The following is a 20998-nucleotide window of genomic DNA, read 5'->3' on the forward strand; positions in this document are numbered from 1 at the left end:
AATGCCGGAGAAAGCTGAATTACTTCAGCTTAACTTCCTTGTAAGCAACGTGCTTACGAGCCTTCGGGTCGTACTTCATGAACTCCAGTTTTTCAGGCGTCGTGCGCTTGTTCTTGGAGGTGGTATAGAAGTGACCGGTGCCAGCTGTGGATTCCAGCTTGATTTTTTCGCGACCGCCTTTAGCCATTTTATTTTTCCTTCTTTATCAGACTTCGCCGCGAGCGCGCAGGTCAGCCAGGACGGCGTCGATGCCGTTCTTGTCGATCAGGCGCAGACCGGCGTTGGAAACACGCAGGCGCAGGAAGCGGTTTTCAGATTCGACCCAGAAACGACGGTACTGCAAGTTCGGCAGGAAGCGGCGTTTGGTTCTATTGTTGGCATGGGAAACCTTGTTCCCAACCATCGGGCCTTTACCCGTTACTTGGCAGACTCGCGCCATGATGGTGCTCCAGAATTCGCTAGAAGAGAGCCCGCAAGTATAACCAAAAGTCCTTATTTGTTTCAAGAGGTTTGTTGAACTTTATAGTAAACCGCGTTCAGCGAAAGAAAGTGGCGGGGAATTTCCGGCCACGATGAAGTGGTCCAGTACCCTCACATCGACCAGACTAAGGGCCTCCTTCAGTGATCGGGTAAGCATTTCGTCGGCCCGTGAGGGTTCGGCAATGCCTGATGGGTGGTTGTGCGCCAGGATGACGGCGGCAGCGTTGTGGGCGAGGGCGGCCTTGACCACTTCACGCGGGTAGACCGAAGTCTGGTTCAGCGTGCCGACGAACAGTTCGTCGTCCTTCAGTAGACGATTCTGGGCATCCAGCCACAGCGCCATGAATACTTCGTTGCCCCGCCTGGCCAGTTTGAGGCGTAGCCAGTCGCGGACCTTGCCGGGTGAAGTGAAGCTGTCGCGGCTGCTCATGTCTTGCAGCAGCGCCCGGCGGGCCAGCTCAAAACTGGCTTTAAGCTGCGCCGCCTTGGCCAGGCCGATGCCGGAAACGCTGGCCAGTTCATCAAGCGAAGCTTCGGCCAGGATGCCGAGCTGGCTATCGAAGCGCTTCAGGAGATCGCGCGCCAGATCGACGGCGCTTTTGCCGCGCACGCCAACCCGCAAGTAGATGGCCAGCAGTTCGGCATCAGACAGGGCGGCGGGGCCGTGCGCCAGCAATCGCTCGCGCGGACGCTCGCCTTCGGGCCTGTCAGTAATCGCCATATTCTTTTCCGTTAGAATGAGCCAAGTCCAATTCTAATGGTATGACAATGGAATTACAGGGAAAACGCATCGTTCTTGGCGTGACTGGCGGTATTGCCGCCTATAAGGCAGCCGAACTGGTCCGCCTGCTCGGCAAGCAGGGCGCCGAGGTGCAAGTGGCGATGACCGAGGGGGCGACCCATTTCGTCACGGCGACCACCTTTCAGGCGCTGTCCGGGCAGCCGGTCTATCTTGATCAGTGGGATAGCCGGATGCCCAACGCGATGGCTCATATAGACCTGTCGCGTCAGGCCGATCTCATCGTTGTGGCGCCAGCTTCGGCCGACTTTCTGGCGCGCATCGCCCATGGAATGGCCGACGACCTGCTGGCGACCATGGTGCTGGCGCGCGATTGCCCCTTGCTGGTGGCGCCGGCGATGAATCGCCAGATGTGGGAAAACCCCGCGACGCAACGCAACGTTTCGCAATTGGATGCGGACGGGGTACGGATTCTTGGTCCGGCCAGTGGCGAGCAGGCCTGTGGCGAGATCGGTGCCGGTCGCATGCTGGAACCGGAGGAAATTCTCGAAGAGGTCATTTCCTTCTTCGCACCCAAGGTGCTGGCCGGCCGCAAGGTGCTGATCACTGCGGGGCCAACCTTCGAAGCCATCGATCCGGTGCGCGGCATAACCAATCTGTCTTCCGGGCGAATGGGTTACGCCGTGGCCCGCGCGGCAAGGCAGGCCGGGGCTGAGGTGACGCTGGTGTCGGGGCCGGTCGGCTTGGCAGCGCCACAGGGTGTCGAGCGCATCAATGTGCACAGCGCCCTAGATATGCACGAGGCGGTGATGTCGCGGGCCGCCATCAGCGATGTATTCATCGGTGTGGCAGCGGTAGCCGATTACCGCGTCGCCAATGCGGCTGAACACAAGCTCAAAAAGGACACGGGGGGGATTCCGCCGATCGAGCTGATCGAGAATCCGGACATCCTGGCCGAGGTCGCGGCGCTGGCCAATGCCCCGTTCTGCGTCGGTTTTGCCGCCGAGAGCCGCAATCTGGAGGAGTACGCCCAGACCAAGCGGCGCAAGAAGAATATACCGCTGATTGCCGGCAATCTGATTCAGGACGGTTTTGGCGGTGACGATAACCGGCTGGTGCTGTTCGACGATGCCGGGGTCCATCCGCTGACGCCGGCGGCAAAATCTGTTTTGGCCCGGCAGTTGATAGAACACATTGCAACTTTGACGAGGAAAGACTGATGCATCGAATTGACGTAAAAATTCTCGACAACCGCCTGCGCGACAGCCCGCCGGAATACGCCACGCCCGGTTCGGCCGGGCTCGATTTGCGTGCCTGCATCGAAACGCCGCTGCATGTCGCACCGGGCCAGACGACGCTGGTGCCGACCGGCATGGCTATCCATCTCGCCGATCCGGGTCTGGCCGCGATGATCCTGCCGCGCTCCGGTCTCGGCCACAAACACGGTATCGTGCTTGGCAATCTGGTCGGGCTGATTGATAGCGACTATCAAGGCGAATTGATGGTCTCGGTGTGGAATCGCGGTCATGCTGCTTTTACCCTGAATCCGCTCGACCGTATCGCGCAACTTGTTGTCGTGCCGGTGTTGCAAGTCGGCTTCAACATCGTCGATGACTTCGATGCCAGCCATCGTGGTGAAGGCGGTTTTGGCAGTACCGGTCACGCCTGAGCCTTGAAAGCGCTGTGTAAGAAAATTACGATTTAATTATTTACTTTGAGCCGGGAGGGTTGGGAAATGAGGAGCATCGGAATGCAACTGGCTGGGGTCATGTTGGCGGCCACCTTCGCTCTGCCCATCGGGGCTGCCGAAGCGGTCGATCTGGCCCGTGCCGAAGAGATTGTTTCCGGCCGCTGCTTTCTCTGTCATGGCATGGAAGGTGAATCGGCGAGCCCGGTTTTTCCGCGTCTGGCCGGGCAGCATGCGGACTACATTGCCAAGCAACTGGGTGATTTCAAGTCCGGCAAGCGTAACAGCGACACCATGAAGCCGCAGGCGGAAGAGCTGACGCCGGCCGAAATGAAGGCGCTTGGCGCGTTCTTCCAGGCCAAGGTGGTTGGTGCTCGTCCGGCCAAGGATCCCGAGTTGCTCGCCGTCGGCAAGTTTGTCTTCATGCGCGGCAACCAGTTCTCCGGCCTGCCTGCCTGTTCCACCTGCCATGGAGCCAAGGGACTGGGGACTCCCCAGTTGCCGCGTCTGGCCGGGCAGCATCCACGCTATATCGAGGATCAGATCAAGCAGTTCAACAAGCGCGAGCGGACTAATGACAATGCCATCATGCATACCATTGCCTCCAAACTGTCCGAGCTGGAAACCCATGCTGTGGCGGAGTTCATCGCAACGCTCGATTGATCAGAGATTGGCTGCACCATGAACAAAGGCCGCTAATGCGGCCTTTGTTTATTTGCGCGAAGAAAAATCAGACCAGCATGTCGGCCCAGATATTCTTGGCCCAGCCCAGAGCGATCTTGCCTTCCGGTTCATTGCGTGCCACCGACACGCCGCCAGCGCCCTTGACCGGTTGCATGGTCTTGGTTGCAAGGTCGTACTGGTGAACCGATGAAACGTGGATGGCACTCTTGCTATCAACGAAGCTGTAGCAGGTGTTCATGACCACCGGTTCCGGGTTGGCTTCCTGCCCGGCGAGCATGTTGAGGATGGCTGCCGTGGCGAGTTTGCCATGCTGGTTGGCCATGTGGCCGGACTTCGGCATGGTCGGTGCCGGGAAAACAGCGTCGCCAAGGATATGGATGCCCGGGGTGTTGGTAGATTCCATGGTCAGCCAGTTAACATCCACCCAGCGGTTGTTGATCAGCTTGATGCCGGATTTGGCCGCAATGTCGCCGGCCCGGTGCGGCGGAATGATGTTGAGCACATCGGCCTTGAACTTGTCGAACTCGAGGACGGCCGTGTTGGTGCCGGCTTCGACATCCTTCACTTCGCTGTTGTTGCGATAGTCAATGATGCCTTTGTAGAGATCGGCCCAGGCCTTCGTGAACAGGGCCTTCTTGGACATCACGTCCTCGTTGGCGTCGAGGATGACGACCTTTGACTTGGGCTTGTGCTTCTTGAAATAGTCGGCGACCAGACAGGCGCGCTCGTAGGGTCCGGGCGGGCAGCGGTAGGGGGCTTTGGGGATGGAAATGGCGTAGGTGCCGCCATCTTTCATCGACTCAAGTTGCTTGCGCAGGGCGACGGTCTGGGGGCCGGCCTTCCAGGCATGGAGAATCTTTGACTGGGCATCGCCATTGTTGAGGCCGGGGATCTGGTCGAACATGAAATCGACACCCGGTGACAGGACCAGGCGGTCGTAACTCATGGCGCCACCAGCCTTCAGGGAAATCGTCTTCTTCGCCGCATCGACGGCGATCACGTCATCCTGGACGACGCGCACGCCCCAGGTGCTCTTCAGGCCGTCATAGCTGATGGTGATGTCTTCCATGGTCTTCATGCCGCCGATGACCAGATTGGAGATCGGGCAGGAAATGAAGGTCGGATTGCGTTCGATCAGTGTTACCTGGACACCGCCTTCGCTCCACATGCGCAGGTATTTGGCGATGGTGGCACCACCGTAGCCACCGCCGACGACCACGACATGGCCGCCGGCCTTCTTGGCACCAGCGGCACAGCCGTACAGAGAAGCCATGGCGCCCGCCGCGGCACCGACTTTCAGGAAATCACGTCTTTTCATGAGCATCATGCTGGTCTCCCCTTATTTTTGTGCGGCGAAATAGCCGGCGATCAGATCAAGCTGGGCTTCCGTGTAGCCCTTGGAAATCTGATGCATGATCGACGCGGGCTTGTCGCCGCTCTTGTAGTCGGCCAGTTTCTGCAGGATCTTGGCCTTGTCCATGCCGGCCAGGGCATCCATGCCGGAGCCCTTGACGGTGTTGCCGTTGGTGCCGTGGCAGTTGGCGCAGGTAGCGGCCAGATTGCGGGCCAGGTAGGGGTCGGCAGCCTGCGCGGTGCCAGCGGCAGCCAAAAGACACAAGGCTGCGAAGGGAGCAAACAGTTTCATCGGGACATCTCCTCAAATGTTGTCGGTACGCCAACTCACCAAGATTGCTGTTGATTTGCCCGGATCAGCGTGGTGCCTAGGTTATAAGCCTTTGCGAAAAATTGCATGCTGCGCCGCACCAATATTAGGGGTTGACTATATAAACGACCAGTTATACATTGGCTATTGATCGAAATTAAAAAACCATGGACGAGACACTACAGGTTTTCGAGCAGGTCGCGCATTACTTCGGATTGCTGGCCGATCCGACGCGTTTGCGCATTCTTTCCTGTCTGTGCGCTGAAGAGCGCCCGGTCCATGAGGTGGTGGAAAAAATTGGCCTGACGCAGGCCAACATCTCGCGCCATCTCAACATTCTTTACCGGGCCGGGGTTGTCGACCGGCGGCGCGAGGGCACCTCGGTCATGTACCGGGTCGTGGATCCAAATTTTGTCGACATCTGCCGCACGGTCAGCATCACGGTAGCCAGCCGTGACCTGGGTGACGAGTTGGGGGTGAAGACGGTGAATTGCAGTACTGACGTCAAATAATCAGAGGGGTTGATCCATATGGGTGACATCGTCAAACAACCGGGGCGTCTGCGGCCCGCACCGGAAAACTTCCTGACGGAAGAGCAGGTTCAGGCCGTTGGTGCCGGACGCCGCGATTTTCTGCGCAAGAGCCTGTTTGCCGCAGGCGCTGCACTGGCCGTGCCGAAGATGGTACGGGCCAGCGAAGGCGACCCGAATATTCTTGAAAACCCTGCCTGGACGACCTCGCTCGGCCAGCCGGTGGCGACCAATCCGTACGGTCTGCCGTCCAAGTACGAGAGCCAATTGCTGCGCCGTGAGTCGCCGGGCCTGGCCCGCGTCGGCGGCGCCTCGGTATCATTCGCGCCGTTGCAGGGCCTGTTCGGCATCATCACGCCGTCCGGCCTGCATTTCGAGCGCCACCACCAGGGCTGGCACGATATTGATCCCTCCAAGCATCGCCTGATGGTCAATGGATCAGACGATTCGCTGCTCAAGAAGGCCAAGGTCTATACCCTCGACGAACTGATGCGTCTGCCGTCGGTGTCACGCATCCACTTCATTGAGTGCGGGGCCAACACCGGCCTCGAATGGGGCAATGTGGCCGTGCCCACCGTGCAATACACGCACGGCATGCTGTCCTGTTCCGAATTTACTGGCGTGCCGCTCAAGGTGCTGCTCGAGGATTGCGGCGTCGATTACAAGAAGGCCCGTTACGTGCTGGCCGAGGGGGCTGACGGCTCCTCGATGACACGCACCATTCCGATGGAAATGGTCGAGTCGGGTGAAGTCTTTGTCGCCTACGGCCAGAACGGAGAAATGCTGCGTCCGGAAAACGGCTACCCACTGCGTCTCGTCGTGCCTGGCGTCCAGGGCGTTTCCTGGGTCAAGTGGCTGCGTCGCATCGAAGTCGGCGACAAGCCCTACGCCACCAAGGATGAGGCAGTGCACTACATCGACCTCCTGCCGAGCGGCTTGCATCGCCAGTACAGCTCGATTCAGGAAGCCAAGTCGGTCATCACCACGCCGTCCGGCGGCCAGACCTTGCTCGACAAGGGTTTCTACAACGTCTCCGGCCTCGCCTGGTCGGGGCGCGGCAAGATCAAGCAGGTCGATGTCTCCTTCGATGGTGGCATCAACTGGCAGACGGCACGTCTCGAAGGGCCGATCCAGAACAAGGCGCTGACCCGCTTCAACATCAACTGGGTGTGGGACGGCAGTCCGGCCATCCTCCAGTCGCGGGCCATCGACGAAACCGGCTTTGTCCAGCCGAGCTATGGCCAGTTGCGCGCCGTGCGGGGCACCAAGTCGATCTATCACAACAATGCCATCCAGTCGTGGAAAGTCATCGAAAGCGGGGAGGTCAGCAATGTTCAGGTTCTCTAAGACCATTCTCGTTCTGGCGCTTGCCTCTGCGGCCACAGCCGCCGTCGCCTTCGAGAACTATCAGGGTGTCGGCCGTCCGGCGACCACTGCCGAAGTGAAAGCCTGGGATATTGACGTCCGTCCCGACTTCAAGGGTCTGCCCAAGGGATCGGGCAGTGTCGACCGCGGTAATGAACTGTTTGAGGAAAAGTGCGCCTCGTGTCACGGCTCCTTCGGTGAGTCGAACGAGGTGTTCACCCCGCTGGCCGGCGGCACCACCAAGGACGACGTCAAGAACGGGCGCGTCAGGGGCCTGTCTTCCGGTGAGCTGCCACAGCGTACGACCTTCACCAAGGTGGCGACGATCTCGACGGTCTTTGACTACATCCAGCGCGCCATGCCGTGGACGGCGCCGAAGTCGCTCAAGCCGGATGATGTGTTTGCCATCCTCGCCTATCTGCTTAATCTGCAGGAAATCGTGCCGGCTGACTTCGTGCTGTCCGACAAGAATATTGCCGATGTGCAGAAGCTGCTGCCTAACCGTAACGGCATGACCACCGAGCACGGCATGTGGCCGGGTGCGCCGGCCAAGAAGGGTGGCATCGGCAACGGCGGCAAGCCGGATACGGCCAACAAGGCATGCATGAAGAACTGCAAGCCGGAAGTGCTGATCGGTTCGACCTTGCCCGAATACGCCCGCACCGCGCACGGTGAGCTGGCCGACCAGAATCGCAGTTTCGGCCCGGTGCGCGGTACGCGCACGCTCGGCCCGGAAGCCGCCAAAAAAGCGGCCGATGCCGGTACGCTGGAACTGGCGACGAAGAGCGGCTGCATGGCCTGTCACGGCATGAAGAGCAAGATCGTTGGTCCCGGCTATAGCGAAGTGCTGGCCCGCTACAAGGATCAGACCGATGCCGAGTCGCGCCTGATTGCCAAGGTCAAGGCCGGTGGTCAGGGCGTCTGGGGCTCGATCCCGATGCCGCCAAATACGCACGTCAAGGACGAAGACCTGAAGACACTGGTTCAGTGGATTCTTAATGGTTCCAAGTAATCCCAATTTCTACAGAGGAGAAGTCATGAACAATCAACGACGCACCGTACTGAAATCCGGCTCCGGGGCCGCCCTGCTGGGCGTGCTCGCTTCTGCCGGCATCATCACCCCGGGTATGGCCCTGGCTGACTGGAACAAGGCTGCCTTTGAGGCCAAGAGCATGGCAGACACGCTGAAGGCGCTCGGTATTGCCGGCTCGACCGACAGCAAGGATGTTCAGGTCACCGGTCCGGATATCGCCGAAAACGGCGCTGTCGTCCCGGTCGGCGTCGCTTCCAGCCTGCCCAATATCAGCATGGTTGCCATCCTGATCGAGAAAAATCCGAATGCGCTGGCCGCCTCCTTCGTGTTGCCGGAAGGCACCGAAGCCAACGTCCAGACGCGCGTCAAGATGGGTCAGACCTCCAACATCTACGCCATCGTCAAGTCGGATGGCAAGTTCTTCATGGCGACCAAGGAAATCAAGGTCACCCTGGGTGGCTGCGGCGGCTAAAACGGGTTCGAAGCTACTGCGCTCGACATGACTTCGTTGCGCTTGCTCGCCGTGCAAATTGCACTGTCTCGCAAACGCGCCTTGTCCTGTCATCGCTTGCGACGCTTCATTCCCCGTTTGTATACATTGAATTAAGGAGAAAGAAACATGGGCAATCCAATGAAAATCCGCGCCGCCAACAAGGACGGCGTTACTGAAGTGAAGGTTCTGGTTAGCCACGAAATGGAAACCGGCCAGCGCAAGGATGCTGCTGGCGCCGTCGTGCCGGCCTGGTTTATTACCGAACTGGTCGCCAAGCACAACGACAAGGTGGTTCTGACCAGCGATTTCGGGACTTCGATCTCGAAGAACCCCTACCTCGCTTTCAAGTTTAAGGGTGGTGCGAAGGGTGACAAGATCACCGTCAGCTGGAAGGACAACAAGGGCGATACCCGTACCGACGAAGCAGCCATCAACTGATCGTCGACAGCATTCAAGACGGCAGTCAGGCGGCGCAGAACGCCGCTGCCGTCGTCTTTACCCCGTGGAGGAGTAATCAATGATCCAACGTTTGACTAAAACGCTGGTTGGCGCGGTCTTTATCGCGGCATTCGCCGGCCCCGTCCTGGCTCAGGACAGCAAGGTCGCCGACGAACTGGCCAAGTACCGCGAGGCTCTGGCTGACGGCAATCCGGCCGACCTGTTCGAAGTAAAGGGTGAAGGCCTGTGGACGGAAAAGCGCGGTCCGAAGAATGCCTCGCTTGAACAGTGCGACATGGGCCTCGGCCCCGGCAAGCTGGATGGCGCCTATGCCCAGTTGCCAAAGTATTTCAAGGACACCAACAAGGTGATGGACGCCGAGTCCCGCCTTATTCATTGCATGATTACCCTGCAGGGTTTCAAGGCAAGTGACTTGAAAAACTGGTATTCGACCCCCGGTAATGATTCCGATATCGAGGCGCTGATCACCTATATTGGTGGCAAATCGAACGGCAAGCCGATCAACGTGCCGGCGACGCATCCGGCCGAGGCAAAAATGGCCAAGATGGGCGAATACATTTTCTATCGTCGGGCTGGTCCGCAGGATTTCTCCTGCTCGATCTGTCATGGCCAGGACGGCAAGCGGATTCGCCTGCAGGAACTCGGCAACCTGACGACCAAGGAAGGTGCCGGCGTGGCCATGAAGACCTGGCCGTCCTATCGGGTTTCGCAAGGTACGGTGTGGACCATGCAGCGTCGTCTGATCGACTGCATGCGCCAGGCCCGCTGGCCTGAGCCGAACTATCTGGCCGATTCGGTGATCGCGCTGGAAACCTACCTGCAAAAGAATGCGACCGGCACCGTCATGGAAACGCCGGGCATCAAACGCTGAACAAGGGGACGACCATGAATTTCAAATTTGCCCTCTTTTTCGGGGTGACCATCGCCATCGCTGCCCCGGCTTTTGCCGAGAAAGCCGTAGAAGCACCGGGCGGCAAGTTCGCCAAGGAAGCCGAGCAGATGTTCCTGTCGTCTTTCCGCGCCGATAATCCGAGCTACTGGATGAAGCGCCTGGAGCAGGACGAGACGATGAAGATGTGCGCCCAGTTCCGCGATAATCCGCCGCGTAAACTCGGCGAAAAGTTCGAAAAGCTGAACGCTGCAACCATCCGCTATCCGGTGGATGGCAAGCTGATCGGTGACTGGAAGGAAGGCGAAAAGCTTGCCGCAGTCGGCACTGGTGGCCACATCGGATTTATCCAGCCGGATCCGGCCGGGCGTGTGCGCGGTGGCAACTGCTATGCCTGTCACCAGTTGGCCAAGAAGGAACTGGCTTACGGCACGATCGGCCCGAGCCTGCAGAATTTCGGCAAGATCCGCGGCAATTCCGATGACATCATCAAGTACGCCTACGACAAGATCTACAACTCCAATGCCTTTACGGCCTGTACCAACATGCCGCGTTTTGGCCTGCACAGCTGGCTGACGCCGGAGCAGATCACCCATATCGTGGCCTTCCTGATCGATCCGGCATCGCCGGTCAACAAGGACTAGTCCATAGTCCCTGGTCGTTGGCAGTTTCTTGCTAGCGACCAGCAGCTAGCGACTAATAAGTTGAATTTCATTCAAGGAATAAACATGAGCATGAATCGTCGGGAATTTCTTCAGGTCATGGCCGTTGCGGCGGCCGGTGGCATGTCCTTGCACAGCGAATTGGCCCTGGCTGAAAAGGGCGCCGCCAAGCTGTACGACCTGCCCAAGTTCGGCAACGTCAGCCTGTTGCATATCACCGACTGTCATGCCCAGTTGTTGCCCATCTATTTCCGCGAGCCGAATGTCAATCTCGGTTTTGGTGACCAGTACGGCAAGGTGCCCCATCTGGTGGGCGCCAATCTGCTCAAGCACTTCGGTTTCAAGCCGAACAGCATCGAGGCGCACGCCTACACCTATCTGAATTTTGAAAAGGCCGCCGAGACCTACGGCAAGGTGGGTGGTTTTGCCCATCTGGCTACGCTCGTTAAGCGTATGAAGGCGACCCGCCCCGGCTCTCTGCTGCTTGATGGCGGCGACACCTGGCAGGGTTCCGGCACGGCCCTGTGGAGCAACGCCCAGGATATGGTCGACGCCTGCAAGGCCCTCGGTGTCAATGTGATGACCCTGCACTGGGAATCGACCTACGGCGAGGAGCGGGTCAAGGAAATCGAGGAAAAGGATTTCGCCGGCCACATCGACATCGTCGCCCAGAACGTCAAGACCACCGATTTCGGCGACGCCGTCTTCAAGCCCTTTGTCATGAAGAACATGAACGGCGTGCCGGTCGCCATCATCGGTCAGGCCTTCCCCTACACGCCGATTGCCAACCCGCGCTGGCAGACGCCGAACTGGAGCTTCGGCATTCAGGAAGAGAACATGCAGAAAACGGTCGATGCCGCCCGCGCAGCCGGCGCGCAGGTCGTTGTCGTTCTGTCGCACAACGGCATGGACGTTGACCTGAAGATGGCTTCGCGGGTCAAGGGCATTGATGCCATTCTCGGTGGCCATACCCATGACGGCATGCCGGCCCCGGTGGTCGTCAAGAATGCCGGCGGCCAGACGCTGGTGACCAATGCCGGCTCCAATGGCAAATACCTTGGTGTGCTCGATTTCGATGTCAAGAACGGCAAGATTGCCGACTACCGCTACAAGCTGTTGCCGGTCTTCGCCAACCTGCTGCCGGCCGACAAGGATATGCAGGCGCTGATCGACAAGGCTCGTGCCCCGTATCTTTCCAAACTCAACGAAAAGCTGGCTGTTTCGGAAGGCACGCTGTATCGCCGTGGCAACTTCAACGGCACCTTCGATCAGGTCATCCTTGATGCCCTGCTCAAGGTCAAGGATGCCGAAATCGCCTTCTCGCCGGGTTTTCGCTGGGGTACTTCCCTGTTGCCGGGGCAGTCCATCCTGATGGAGCACGTGCTCGACCAGACGGCGATCACCTACCCATGGACGACGGTGACCAACATGAGCGGCGAGATGATCAAGACGGTGCTAGAAGATGTCTGCGACAACCTGTTCAACCCCGATCCTTACTATCAGCAGGGCGGCGACATGGTGCGTGTCGGTGGCCTGCAATGGACCTGTGACCCGACCGCCAAAATGGGTAGCCGCATCCAGAACATGATGCTCAAGGGCCAACTGATCGATCCCGCCAAGACCTACAAGGTGGCTGGCTGGGCACCCGTCTCGGAAGAGGCGAAAAACGCCGGCGAGCCGATCTGGGATGTCGTGGCCAAATATCTGCGCGACATCAAGACGGTCAAACCGGTCAACCTCAATCTGCCGACGCTCAAGGGGGCAGCAAATAATCCGGGGATCGCATGAAAGTTGCGTTTGCGCTAAAAAGTACGCTGTTGGTCAGCTTGCTGGCCATTTCGTCGCTGGGCTTTGCGGCTGACTGGGTGTCGGGTAGTGCTGACTGGAGCAAGCTGCCCGAGATCAAGCAGAGCAAGCTCGGACTCTACCTGACGCCCCAGCAGGCCTACGACCTCAAGAAGCGCGACCCGAAGTCGGTGGCGCTGTTTGATATTCGCACCCGTGCCGAAGCCATGTATGTCGGCTGGCCAGGTGATGCCGATGCGCTGGTCCCCTACGTCGAGCACGCCGAAATCATGACCGAATGGGATGATAAGCGGACCATGTACAAGGTCGAGCCGAACGTTGATTTTGTCGCCGAACTGGAGCGCCGTCTGGCCGAAAAAGGCTTGGGCAAGGCAGCGACGATCATCCTGATCTGCCGCTCGGGCGACCGTAGCGCCAAGGCGGCTGACCGCCTGCAGATGTCAGGCTACGCCAAGGTTTACAGCATTGCCGAGGGTTTCGAGGGCGATATGGCCAAGGAGGGTTCAAAAGCCGGACAGCGGGCAGTCAATGGCTGGAAAAATGCCAATCTGCCGTGGACCTACAAGCTCGACAAGGAAAAGATGTATTTCCCGAAGTAATTTTTGCTTCAGGGTTGAATCGCCGGATCGGCAACGTTCATTTCAGGCGTTGCCGAATTTTTTTGTGGGGCCGGGCGGTCGATGAGGGCATTGGTCAATCCGGCTCCGGCCCACATGCCGATCAGCGAAATCCACGCGGTCAGGGCGAAGATCGCCGCTCCCGAGACGCCGGCGCCGACCGCGCAGCCACCGGCCAGCATGCCGCCGAAACCCATCAGGACAGCGCCAGCCATATAGCGCCGCATGCCATGTCCGTCCTTGAAGCCTTCCAGCTTCAGTTCGCGGCCCCACAGGGCGGCCAGGAAGGAACCGAGGACAACGCCGGGAACCAGACCAATATTGAAATCCCAGGGTTGGCCGGGCGGGGAGAGGACGAGCATGAGCACGTCGGCCGATGGCCCGGTAAAGCTCAGGCTCTGTACCGGTATGATTTCGAAGGACTGGGTGCCGATCCGGTAAGTGATCAGCCAGGCCAGGGCGACCATCAGACCGACGCCGCTGGCACCGATCCATTCACGGCGGGTGAGTTTGCTGCGACGGGCGAAGTGGATCGCGGCAGCCAGCCAGGCGAGGCCGAAGACCAGCCCGCCAAGATTGCCGAGATGAAGGGCGGCCAGAAGGTCGCGGGTGGTGCCGCCGTCGACCGTCAGCCAGCCCGAAATTGCCGTGCGCAGCGGGGAGAGTAGTCCGGTCAGCGAGGCCTGGGAGGCCACGGCGAAAATCAGCCCGGCAAGCAGGGCGCGCAGGTTGCCGTTGGCGGCGAGGACCAGCATGCGCGACGAGCAGCCGCGCGCCAGGATCATGCCAACGCCGAACAGGAGCCCCCCGATTAGGGCACCCGAGAGGCTGCCTCGGGCTGCCAGCTGGCGTGCTTGTGAGACATCGAGCCAGCCCTGGGTAATGAAAAACTGGGTGGCGATAACCGCCGATGAAAAGGCAAACAGCCAGACCGCCAGCTTGCTGCAGCCATCGCGGTTCCAGAATTCGACGACGGCGGAGCGCAGGCAGAAGCGCGAGCGCTGGGCAAAAATGCCGAAGAGTATGCCGATACTCAGTCCCGCCAGGGTGACCGTGGTTTTTTCGCCGAGCGCTTCAATCAGGCTATTCAGGTCCATCAGTGTTGCCTCAAACTGAACCGTCGGGCGGCAGGGTGAAAAGTGCAAACAAGATGGCTCAGCCTTGTGCGCTGTCCTGGACTGACTTCATGGCATCACCCTTGACCTGCGAGTTGACCAACAGGGCCACGAGTTTCTGGCTACGCGAGCGGAAGCGCTGGACTCCATCGGATTCGTTGTCGTGCTGCAGGGCGAGGAAGGCATGCATGTATTCCCCGACGTTGGTGGTGCGCTGGCTGATGCGCGACATCATCTCGGTGACGATATCCTCGAACTGCATGGCCATGACGCTTTCCTCTGTCAGCTCCTGCATCTGTTCGGTGATTGCCGTGATGTGGTCGGAGTGCTGGCGAGCCTTGCCGGTCAGCTGGAGCAATTCGCCACCAAGCTCCTGCAGGGTGGCATGCGATTTCTCGGCCAGCGTCATGTCGATGTTGGTTGCATCGCTGACGCGGGTCCCGACTTCCTGCAGCGAATTCATGATGTTGGTCAGCGACTGGCGGATATCGACATTGAATTCGCCAGTGCGGGCTGCCAGATTGCGGACTTCGTCGGCGACCACAGCGAAGCCCCGCCCGGCTTCGCCGGCGCGCGCAGCTTCGATCGCCGCATTGAGCGCCAGCAGGTCGGTTTGCTTGGTGATGGCGGCAATATCGTTGAGTGATCCGGAAATGCGGGAAACGCGTTCCTGCATTTCGTCAAAGCTGGCAGAAATGCCCTGGCTGGTTTCCTTCACTTGCGACATCTTGCTGACGAATTCGGCAATCAGCCGGTTCGTTTCGTCGAAGAAGTGCTGCAGGCTGGCCTGTTCAAGCGTTCTGCTGTCGCTGGCGCCGGTCATGCTCAGCATTTCGCTGATCAGCGACCGAAGGATTTGTCGCTGGTCGGAGGACTGCGACTGAAGGCCGTTCAGGCTGCCGGAAATCTTGTTGGCCGACGCGCGGATGATTTCCTGAGCGTCACGCATCTCGTTCTCAAGTGCCGTGAATTGCAGTTCGGCATGCGACATGGCTTCATCCGAGAGCACCTGATACTCGGACATCACATCCTTCAGTTCGGTAACGTAGGATTGCTGATTATCTTTCCAGCGGCGTCGCTCGCCATGAGAAAAGATCATGGTTCCGGCCAGCAGGATGGCAAGGAACATGAGGAAGTGTGGCGACACCGGACCGGCTATTAGCGACCACAGCCAGAGTCCGAGGCACACGGTTGCTGCAAGCCAGACCAGAAGATCATCAATGCGCTTCATTCAACGCTTTCGGGGAGGTCATGTCCCGATATTGTACGGCCGGGCGAGCCCGGCCGTTACAAAAATCTGATACTGTTTCTTGAGCTGAATATCACTTTTGGTGGTTTTAGCCCATGGCCTTGAGATGCTGAATGATCTCGCCGGCCATCGGTTGCGCATCGCCATAGAGCATGCGGCAATTGTCGGTGTAAAACAGCGCATTTTCGACGCCGGAATAACCCGTGCCTTTGCCGCGTTTGATGACGATGACGTTCTGCGCCTTGTCGGCATCGAGGATGGGCATGCCGTAGATCGGACTGGACTTGTCGGTTCGTGCGCTCGGGTTGACCACGTCATTTGCCCCGATGATCAGTGCGACGTCGGTCTGGGCGAATTCACCGTTGATTTCTTCCAGGTCCATGATCTTGTCGTACGGCACACCGGCTTCAGCCAGCAGCACGTTCATGTGACCCGGCATGCGCCCGGCCACCGGGTGGATGGCAAATTTCACCTCGACCCCGGCTTCTTCTAGGATCGAGGTCATTTCCCATACCTTGTGCTGGGCATGCGCCACGGCCATGCCGTAACCCGGCACGATGATGACCTTGGAGGCGTAGCGCATCATGGCTGCCGCATCGAGACCGGAGAGTTCCTTCATGCTGCCGGTGATGGCCTCACCCGGGCCGCTGGCGACCATCGGCGTGAACAGGATGTTGGAGATCGGACGGTTCATTGCCTTGGCCATGAGTTGGGTAAGCAGCGTACCGGCCGCACCGACGACGATACCGGCAATGATCAGCGCCGGATTGCCCAGGACATAGCCTTCGAAACCCACGGCCAGACCCGTGAAGGCATTGAACAGCGAAATGACGACCGGCATGTCGGCACCGCCGATGGGCAGCGTGACGATCAGACCGAGGACCAGGGCGACGATGAAGAAGCCGAAGATCAGTTCGGGCTGGGCCGGGGCCATGACGACCATGGCGCCGCCGAGACCGATGGCGATCAGGGCCAGGATGACATTGACCGCATTCTGGGCGGGCAGGCGATGGGCCTTCTTGAGCACGCCTTGCAGTTTGGCCCAGGCAACGCAGGAGCCGGTGAAGGACACGGCACCGATCAGGGCACCGACGACCGCGAGGATCGTCGTCGCCATGCTGTGGGCGTCGCCCTTGGCGAACTCGATGGCGGCAATCGCGGCGGCAGCACCGCCGCCCATGCCGTTATAGATGGCGACCATCTGCGGCATGTCGGTCATCTTGACCTTCTGGCCGGAGATCCAGGCGGCGGCACCGCCCAAGACCAGGGCCAGGGCCATCAGGCCGAGGTTCTGCAGGCCGGGAATGAAGAAGGTGCCGGCAATGGCGATCAGCATGCCGTAACCGGCGATGATGATGCCCTTGCGGGCGCTGGCCGGCGAGCTCATGCCCTTGAGACCGAAGATGAAGAGCAGCGCGCCGAGGAACCAGGCACCTTGAACGTAAACAGGCATCGTCATGATCAGCCTTCCTTTTTCTTGAACATGGCGAGCATGCGTTCGGTCACGACGTAACCACCGGCGGCATTGGCTGCGCCGAGGGCCACGGCGAAGAAGCCGATGGCTTGCTGGACGGGCGTGTCGGCCGAACCGAGCATGATCATGGCGCCGACGACAACGACACCATGGACGAAGTTGGAACCGGACATCAGCGGCGTGTGCAGGATGACCGGCACCTTGGCGATGATCTCGTAGCCGGTGAAGGCGGCGAGCATGAAGATATACAGCGCGAGCAAGCCGTCCATTACGCTTCTCCCATCACTTGTTTGACCACGCTGTGGACAGTGACACCATCCTTGCAGAGCAAGGTGCCGGCGACGACGTCATCGCTCCAGTCGAAATTGAGTTCGCCATCCTTGATCCACGGCGAAATGAAGTTGTAGATGTTCTTGGCGTACAGCTCGGAAGCGTGGGTCGGCATGCGCGACGGCAGGTTCAACGGGCCGTGGATGTTCACGTCGTTGGCGACGACGTGTTCGCCCGGCTGGGTCAGGGCGCAGTTGCCACCCGATTCAGCCGCCATGTCGACAATGATGGCGCCGTACTTCATGCGGGCGATCATGTCGGTGGTGATGATGATCGGCGCCTTCTTGCCGGGAATGGCGGCGGTGGTGATCACCACGTCCGACATGGCCACGGCCTTGGCCAGCTTCTCGGTCTGCTGGGCCTTCTCTTCGGCGGTCAGTTCGCGGGCGTAACCACCCGTACCGTCGGCAGCAACGCCGGTATCGACGAACTTGGCGCCGAGCGATTCGATCTGCTCACGGGCGGCGGAGCGCACGTCGTAGGCTTCGACCATGGCACCGAGGCGCTTGCAGGTGGCAATCGCCTGGAGGCCGGCGACGCCGGCACCGATAACAAGAACGCGGGCCGGGCGGATGGTGCCGGCAGCGGTGGTCAGCATCGGGAAGAACTTGGTACAGCGGGCGGCCGCAATCAGGCCGCACTGGTAGCCGGCGCAGGCGCCCTGGCTGGACAGGGCGTCCATGCTCTGGGCGCGCGAGATGCGCGGCAGCAGTTCAAGGGCAAAGGCGGTGATCTTGCGGGCATTCAGCGCCGCCAGACGGGCCTTGTCTTCGAAGGGTTTGAGCAAGCCGATGAGGACCGAGCCCTCCGGCAATGCAGCAATCTCTTCAGGCGACGGCGGCGTCACGCGCAAGATGAGTTGAGCCGCGCCGTAGGCTTGGGCAATGCCGTCCACCATGGTGACTTCCGGATAGGCCGAGTCGAGGAAGTGGCTTTCCGTGCCAGCGCTTTGTTCCATCAGGAGCTTGGCGCCTAAAGCGGCGAATTTCTTGGCCGTCTCGGGAACCAGAGCAACCCGGCTTTCGCCTGGTGCCCGTTCGCTGACGACCGCTATGGTTAACGGCATGCTGTTACTCCTGTTGGTGCGGGAAAATATCCCGCACATTCTATAATGATATTTTTATTTGTGCCTGTTTTGCAGTGCACAAAATATTACATAAATGCAGGTGCTGTGAATAGAAGAAAAATCGCCGACATCGCCCACCGGCGATGGGGTTCTCTGTGCCGAATAAGTGGGCATGGAGCCGGCCAAAAAAGGCCCGCACCGCAACGTGAAATGTCGTTTCGTTGACTGAGAATCGCAGGGCGACGATACTTGAAGTTTTCCTGCTGTACTTCGGTTTTTATAAGGGGCCGGCAAGACTGGCGCCAATAACTCAATCCATTGCAAGGGGATATACATGGCTGGTGGAAAATCAAAGATCATTTACACGCTGACGGACGAGGCACCGCTGCTGGCAACCTGTGCATTCCTGCCCATCGTGCGCAGTTTCACAGCCCCGGCTGGCATCGAAATCGAGAAGGCTGACATCTCCGTGTCGGCACGTGTTCTCTCCGAATTCTCCGAGTTCCTGCCGGACGATCAGAAAGTCCCGAATACCCTTGGCGAGTTGGGCAAGCGCTGCCTGCTGCCGGAAACCAACATCATCAAGCTGCCCAACATCTCGGCTTCGGTGGCGCAGCTCAAGGCCTGCGTCAAGGAACTGCAGGAAAAGGGCTACAAGATCCCCGATTACCCGGAAAGCGCCAATACGGACGAAGAAAAGGCCCTCAAGGCCCGCTTCGGCAAGTGTCTCGGCTCCGCAGTCAATCCGGTGCTGCGCGAAGGCAACTCCGACCGCCGTGCTCCGGGCGCCGTCAAGAATTACGCCAAGAAGCGTCCGCACTCCATGGGCGAATGGAAACAATGGTCGCAGACCCACGTTTCGCACATGGAACACGGCGACTTCTACCACGGTGAAAAGTCGATGACCCTCGACAAGGCCCGTGAAGTCCGCATGGAAATCATCGCCAAGGGTGGCAAGACCACCGTGTTGAAGCCGAAGCTCTCCCTGCTTGAAGGCGAGATCATTGACTCGATGTTCATGAGCAAGAAGGCACTCTGCGACTTCTACGAAGCCCAACTGGAAGACTGCCGCCAGTCCGGCATCCTCTTCTCGCTGCACGTCAAGGCGACGATGATGAAGGTCTCGCACCCCATCGTTTTCGGCCATTGCGTCAAGATTTACTACAAGGAAGCCTTCGAAAAGCATGGCAAGACCTTTGCCGAGCTGGGCATCAACGTCAATAACGGCATGGTCGATCTGTACGACAAGATCAAGAACCTGCCGGAATCCAAGCGCGACGAGATCATCCGCGACCTGCACGCCTGTCAGGAACACCGTCCGCGTCTGGCCATGGTCGATTCGGCCAAGGGCATCACCAACTTCCATTCGCCCAACGACATCATCGTCGACGCCTCGATGCCGGCCATGATCCGCCAGGGCGGCAAGATGTGGGGCGCTGACGGCAAGCAGTACGACAGCAAGTGCGTCATGCCGGAATCGACCTTTGCCCGCATTTACCAGGAGATGATCAATTTCGTCAAATGGCATGGCAACTTCGATCCGAAGACCATGGGCACCGTCCCCAACGTCGGCCTGATGGCCCAGCAGGCCGAAGAATACGGCTCGCACGACAAGACCTTCGAAATTGCTGAAGACGGCATCGCCAACATCGTCGATAACGCTACCGGCGAAGTGCTGCTGACGCAAAACGTTGAACAGGGCGACATCTGGCGTATGTGTCAGGTCAAGGATGCGCCGATCCGCGATTGGGTCAAGCTCGCCGTGACCCGTGCCCGCCAGTCCGGCATGCCGGCCATTTTCTGGCTGGACAGCTATCGTCCGCACGAAAACGAGCTGATCAAGAAGGTCCAGAAGTACCTCAAGGATCACGACACCAGCGGTCTCGACATTCAGATCATGTCGCAGGTTCGCGCCATGCGTTACACCCTCGAGCGCGTCGCCCGTGGCCTTGACACCATCTCGGTGACCGGCAACATCCTGCGTGATTACCTAACCGACCTGTTCCCGATCATGGAACTGGGCACCTCGGCCAAGATGCTCTCCATCGTTCCGCTGATGAACGGCGGCGGCATGTACGAAACCGGTGCTGGCGGTTCGGCTCCGAAGCACGTCCAGCAGCTGACCCAGGAAAACCACCTGCGTTGGGATTCGCTGGGCGAATTCCTGGCCCTCGCCGTTTCGCTCGAAGAACTCGGCATCAAGGAAGGTAACAAGCGCGCCGTCCTTCTCGCCAAGACCCTCGACGCCGCTACCGGCAAGCTGCTCGACAACAACAAGTCGCCGTCGCCGAAGACTGGCGAACTGGACAATCGTGGTTCGCAGTTCTACCTCGCCATGTACTGGTCGCAGGAACTGGCTGCTCAGACCGAGGACAAGGAACTGGCCGCCAAGTTTGCGACGCTGGCCAAGACGCTGTCCGACAACGAAGGCCAGATCGTTGCCGAGATGAAGTCGGTGCAGGGCAAGCCGGTCGATATCGGTGGCTACTACAAGGCTGATGCCGAGAAGTGCAAGGCCGTGATGCGTCCGAGCCCGACGCTGAATGCCGCACTGAAGGCGGCTCGCGGCTAAGCGAGCAGACTTTCCCGGCGCTGGCGCGCCGGACCAGAAAAAGCGAAGACCCGACCGGTCTTCGCTTTTTTTTGGCTTGGCGTCC

The 20998-nt window shown here is 59.4% G+C and carries 23 protein-coding genes; 13 read left to right on the forward strand and 10 right to left on the reverse strand.

The window, feature by feature from the left end; all coding sequences use genetic code 11:
• Positions 1–19: 19 nt before the first annotated feature.
• From rpmG to radC, 3 genes are all read right to left on the reverse strand, one after another.
• Positions 20–187 carry a 50S ribosomal protein L33 gene (gene rpmG, locus HYN24_RS04310; protein ID WP_011288870.1) on the reverse strand — a complete coding sequence of 56 codons (168 nt, stop codon included), beginning with the start codon at positions 185–187 and terminating at the stop codon, positions 20–22.
• An 18-nt stretch (positions 188–205) separates the two neighbouring features.
• A complete protein-coding gene (gene rpmB / locus HYN24_RS04315) occupies positions 206–439 on the reverse strand; it encodes a 50S ribosomal protein L28 (protein ID WP_117608114.1) in 234 nt (77 codons plus the stop codon).
• An 81-nt stretch (positions 440–520) separates the two neighbouring features.
• Complete coding sequence (gene radC / locus HYN24_RS04320; RefSeq protein ID WP_117608115.1) at positions 521–1201, reverse strand: DNA repair protein RadC; 681 nt, start codon at positions 1199–1201, stop codon at positions 521–523.
• A 47-nt stretch (positions 1202–1248) separates the two neighbouring features.
• On the opposite strand from radC, the gene coaBC reads away from it, so the two are divergent.
• From coaBC to HYN24_RS04335, 3 genes are all read left to right on the forward strand, one after another.
• Complete coding sequence (coaBC, locus tag HYN24_RS04325) at positions 1249–2439, forward strand: bifunctional phosphopantothenoylcysteine decarboxylase/phosphopantothenate--cysteine ligase CoaBC (protein WP_117608116.1); 1191 nt, start codon at positions 1249–1251, stop codon at positions 2437–2439.
• Entirely contained in the window at positions 2439–2888 is a 450-nt protein-coding gene (gene dut / locus HYN24_RS04330; protein WP_117608117.1) for a dUTP diphosphatase, read from the forward strand. The genes coaBC and dut overlap by 1 nt, the downstream gene beginning before the upstream one ends.
• Before the next feature lie 66 nt (positions 2889–2954).
• On the forward strand, positions 2955–3569 hold the full coding sequence (locus tag HYN24_RS04335; RefSeq protein ID WP_117608118.1) for a cytochrome c: 615 nt from the start codon (positions 2955–2957) through the stop codon (positions 3567–3569).
• Positions 3570–3636: 67 nt separating this feature from the next.
• Here the strand turns inward: HYN24_RS04335 and HYN24_RS04340 are convergent, their stop codons facing one another.
• Both HYN24_RS04340 and HYN24_RS04345 read right to left on the reverse strand, forming a co-directional pair.
• Positions 3637–4917, reverse strand: a complete 1281-nt coding sequence (locus HYN24_RS04340; protein WP_117608119.1) for an FCSD flavin-binding domain-containing protein — start codon at positions 4915–4917, stop codon at positions 3637–3639.
• A 12-nt stretch (positions 4918–4929) separates the two neighbouring features.
• Positions 4930–5235 (reverse strand): c-type cytochrome, encoded by a 306-nt coding sequence (locus HYN24_RS04345; RefSeq protein ID WP_117608120.1) that lies wholly within the window; start codon positions 5233–5235, stop codon positions 4930–4932.
• Between the two features lie 185 nt (positions 5236–5420).
• Between HYN24_RS04345 and HYN24_RS04350 the strand changes: the two genes are divergently transcribed.
• The 9 genes from HYN24_RS04350 (at position 5421) to HYN24_RS04390 (ending at position 13089) form a co-directional block, all read left to right on the forward strand.
• Positions 5421–5765 (forward strand): helix-turn-helix transcriptional regulator, encoded by a 345-nt coding sequence (locus HYN24_RS04350; protein WP_117608121.1) that lies wholly within the window; start codon positions 5421–5423, stop codon positions 5763–5765.
• Positions 5766–5783: 18 nt separating this feature from the next.
• A complete protein-coding gene (gene soxC / locus HYN24_RS04355) occupies positions 5784–7130 on the forward strand; it encodes a sulfite dehydrogenase (RefSeq protein WP_117608122.1) in 1347 nt (448 codons plus the stop codon).
• Positions 7114–8160 (forward strand): c-type cytochrome, encoded by a 1047-nt coding sequence (locus HYN24_RS04360; protein WP_117608123.1) that lies wholly within the window; start codon positions 7114–7116, stop codon positions 8158–8160. Before soxC ends, HYN24_RS04360 begins: the two co-directional genes overlap by 17 nt.
• A gap of 25 nt (positions 8161–8185) precedes the next feature.
• Positions 8186–8653: a thiosulfate oxidation carrier protein SoxY gene (gene soxY / locus HYN24_RS04365; protein WP_117608124.1), complete on the forward strand. Its 468-nt coding sequence runs from the start codon at positions 8186–8188 to the stop codon at positions 8651–8653.
• Positions 8654–8800: 147 nt separating this feature from the next.
• Complete coding sequence (gene soxZ / locus HYN24_RS04370) at positions 8801–9112, forward strand: thiosulfate oxidation carrier complex protein SoxZ (RefSeq protein ID WP_117608125.1); 312 nt, start codon at positions 8801–8803, stop codon at positions 9110–9112.
• Positions 9113–9191: 79 nt separating this feature from the next.
• Positions 9192–10004, forward strand: coding sequence for a sulfur oxidation c-type cytochrome SoxA (gene soxA, locus HYN24_RS04375; RefSeq protein ID WP_117608126.1), 813 nt, complete (start codon positions 9192–9194; stop codon positions 10002–10004).
• A 14-nt stretch (positions 10005–10018) separates the two neighbouring features.
• The gene (gene soxX, locus HYN24_RS04380) at positions 10019–10666 is read left to right on the forward strand and encodes a sulfur oxidation c-type cytochrome SoxX (RefSeq protein ID WP_117608127.1); all 648 of its coding nucleotides are present in this window, start codon (positions 10019–10021) and stop codon (positions 10664–10666) included.
• A gap of 84 nt (positions 10667–10750) precedes the next feature.
• A complete protein-coding gene (soxB, locus tag HYN24_RS04385; protein ID WP_117608128.1) occupies positions 10751–12472 on the forward strand; it encodes a thiosulfohydrolase SoxB in 1722 nt (573 codons plus the stop codon).
• Positions 12469–13089 carry a rhodanese-like domain-containing protein gene (locus HYN24_RS04390; RefSeq protein ID WP_117608129.1) on the forward strand — a complete coding sequence of 207 codons (621 nt, stop codon included), beginning with the start codon at positions 12469–12471 and terminating at the stop codon, positions 13087–13089. The genes soxB and HYN24_RS04390 overlap by 4 nt, the downstream gene beginning before the upstream one ends.
• Positions 13090–13097: 8 nt before the next feature.
• Here HYN24_RS04390 and HYN24_RS04395 read toward each other — a convergent pair whose 3' ends face one another.
• The 5 genes from HYN24_RS04395 to HYN24_RS04415 all read right to left on the reverse strand — a co-directional run bounded on the left by HYN24_RS04395 (position 13098) and on the right by HYN24_RS04415 (position 18341).
• Positions 13098–14204 carry a YeeE/YedE family protein gene (locus tag HYN24_RS04395; RefSeq protein ID WP_162888588.1) on the reverse strand — a complete coding sequence of 369 codons (1107 nt, stop codon included), beginning with the start codon at positions 14202–14204 and terminating at the stop codon, positions 13098–13100.
• Between the two features lie 58 nt (positions 14205–14262).
• Entirely contained in the window at positions 14263–15453 is a 1191-nt protein-coding gene (locus HYN24_RS04400; protein ID WP_117608130.1) for a methyl-accepting chemotaxis protein, read from the reverse strand.
• Positions 15454–15559: 106 nt separating this feature from the next.
• Positions 15560–16930 (reverse strand): NAD(P)(+) transhydrogenase (Re/Si-specific) subunit beta, encoded by a 1371-nt coding sequence (locus HYN24_RS04405; RefSeq protein WP_117608131.1) that lies wholly within the window; start codon positions 16928–16930, stop codon positions 15560–15562.
• 2 nt (positions 16931–16932) lie between these two features.
• Entirely contained in the window at positions 16933–17214 is a 282-nt protein-coding gene (locus HYN24_RS04410; protein WP_117608132.1) for an NAD(P) transhydrogenase subunit alpha, read from the reverse strand.
• Positions 17214–18341, reverse strand: coding sequence for an NAD(P) transhydrogenase subunit alpha (locus tag HYN24_RS04415; protein WP_117608133.1), 1128 nt, complete (start codon positions 18339–18341; stop codon positions 17214–17216). The genes HYN24_RS04410 and HYN24_RS04415 overlap by 1 nt, the downstream gene beginning before the upstream one ends.
• Positions 18342–18675: 334 nt before the next feature.
• Here HYN24_RS04415 and HYN24_RS04420 point away from each other — a divergent pair, with 334 nt between their 5' ends.
• Positions 18676–20913 (forward strand): NADP-dependent isocitrate dehydrogenase, encoded by a 2238-nt coding sequence (locus HYN24_RS04420; RefSeq protein ID WP_117608134.1) that lies wholly within the window; start codon positions 18676–18678, stop codon positions 20911–20913.
• Positions 20914–20998 lie beyond the last annotated feature (85 nt).

Source organism: Dechloromonas sp. HYN0024 (genome assembly GCF_003441615.1).
Taxonomy (GTDB): Bacteria; Pseudomonadota; Gammaproteobacteria; order Burkholderiales; family Rhodocyclaceae; genus Azonexus.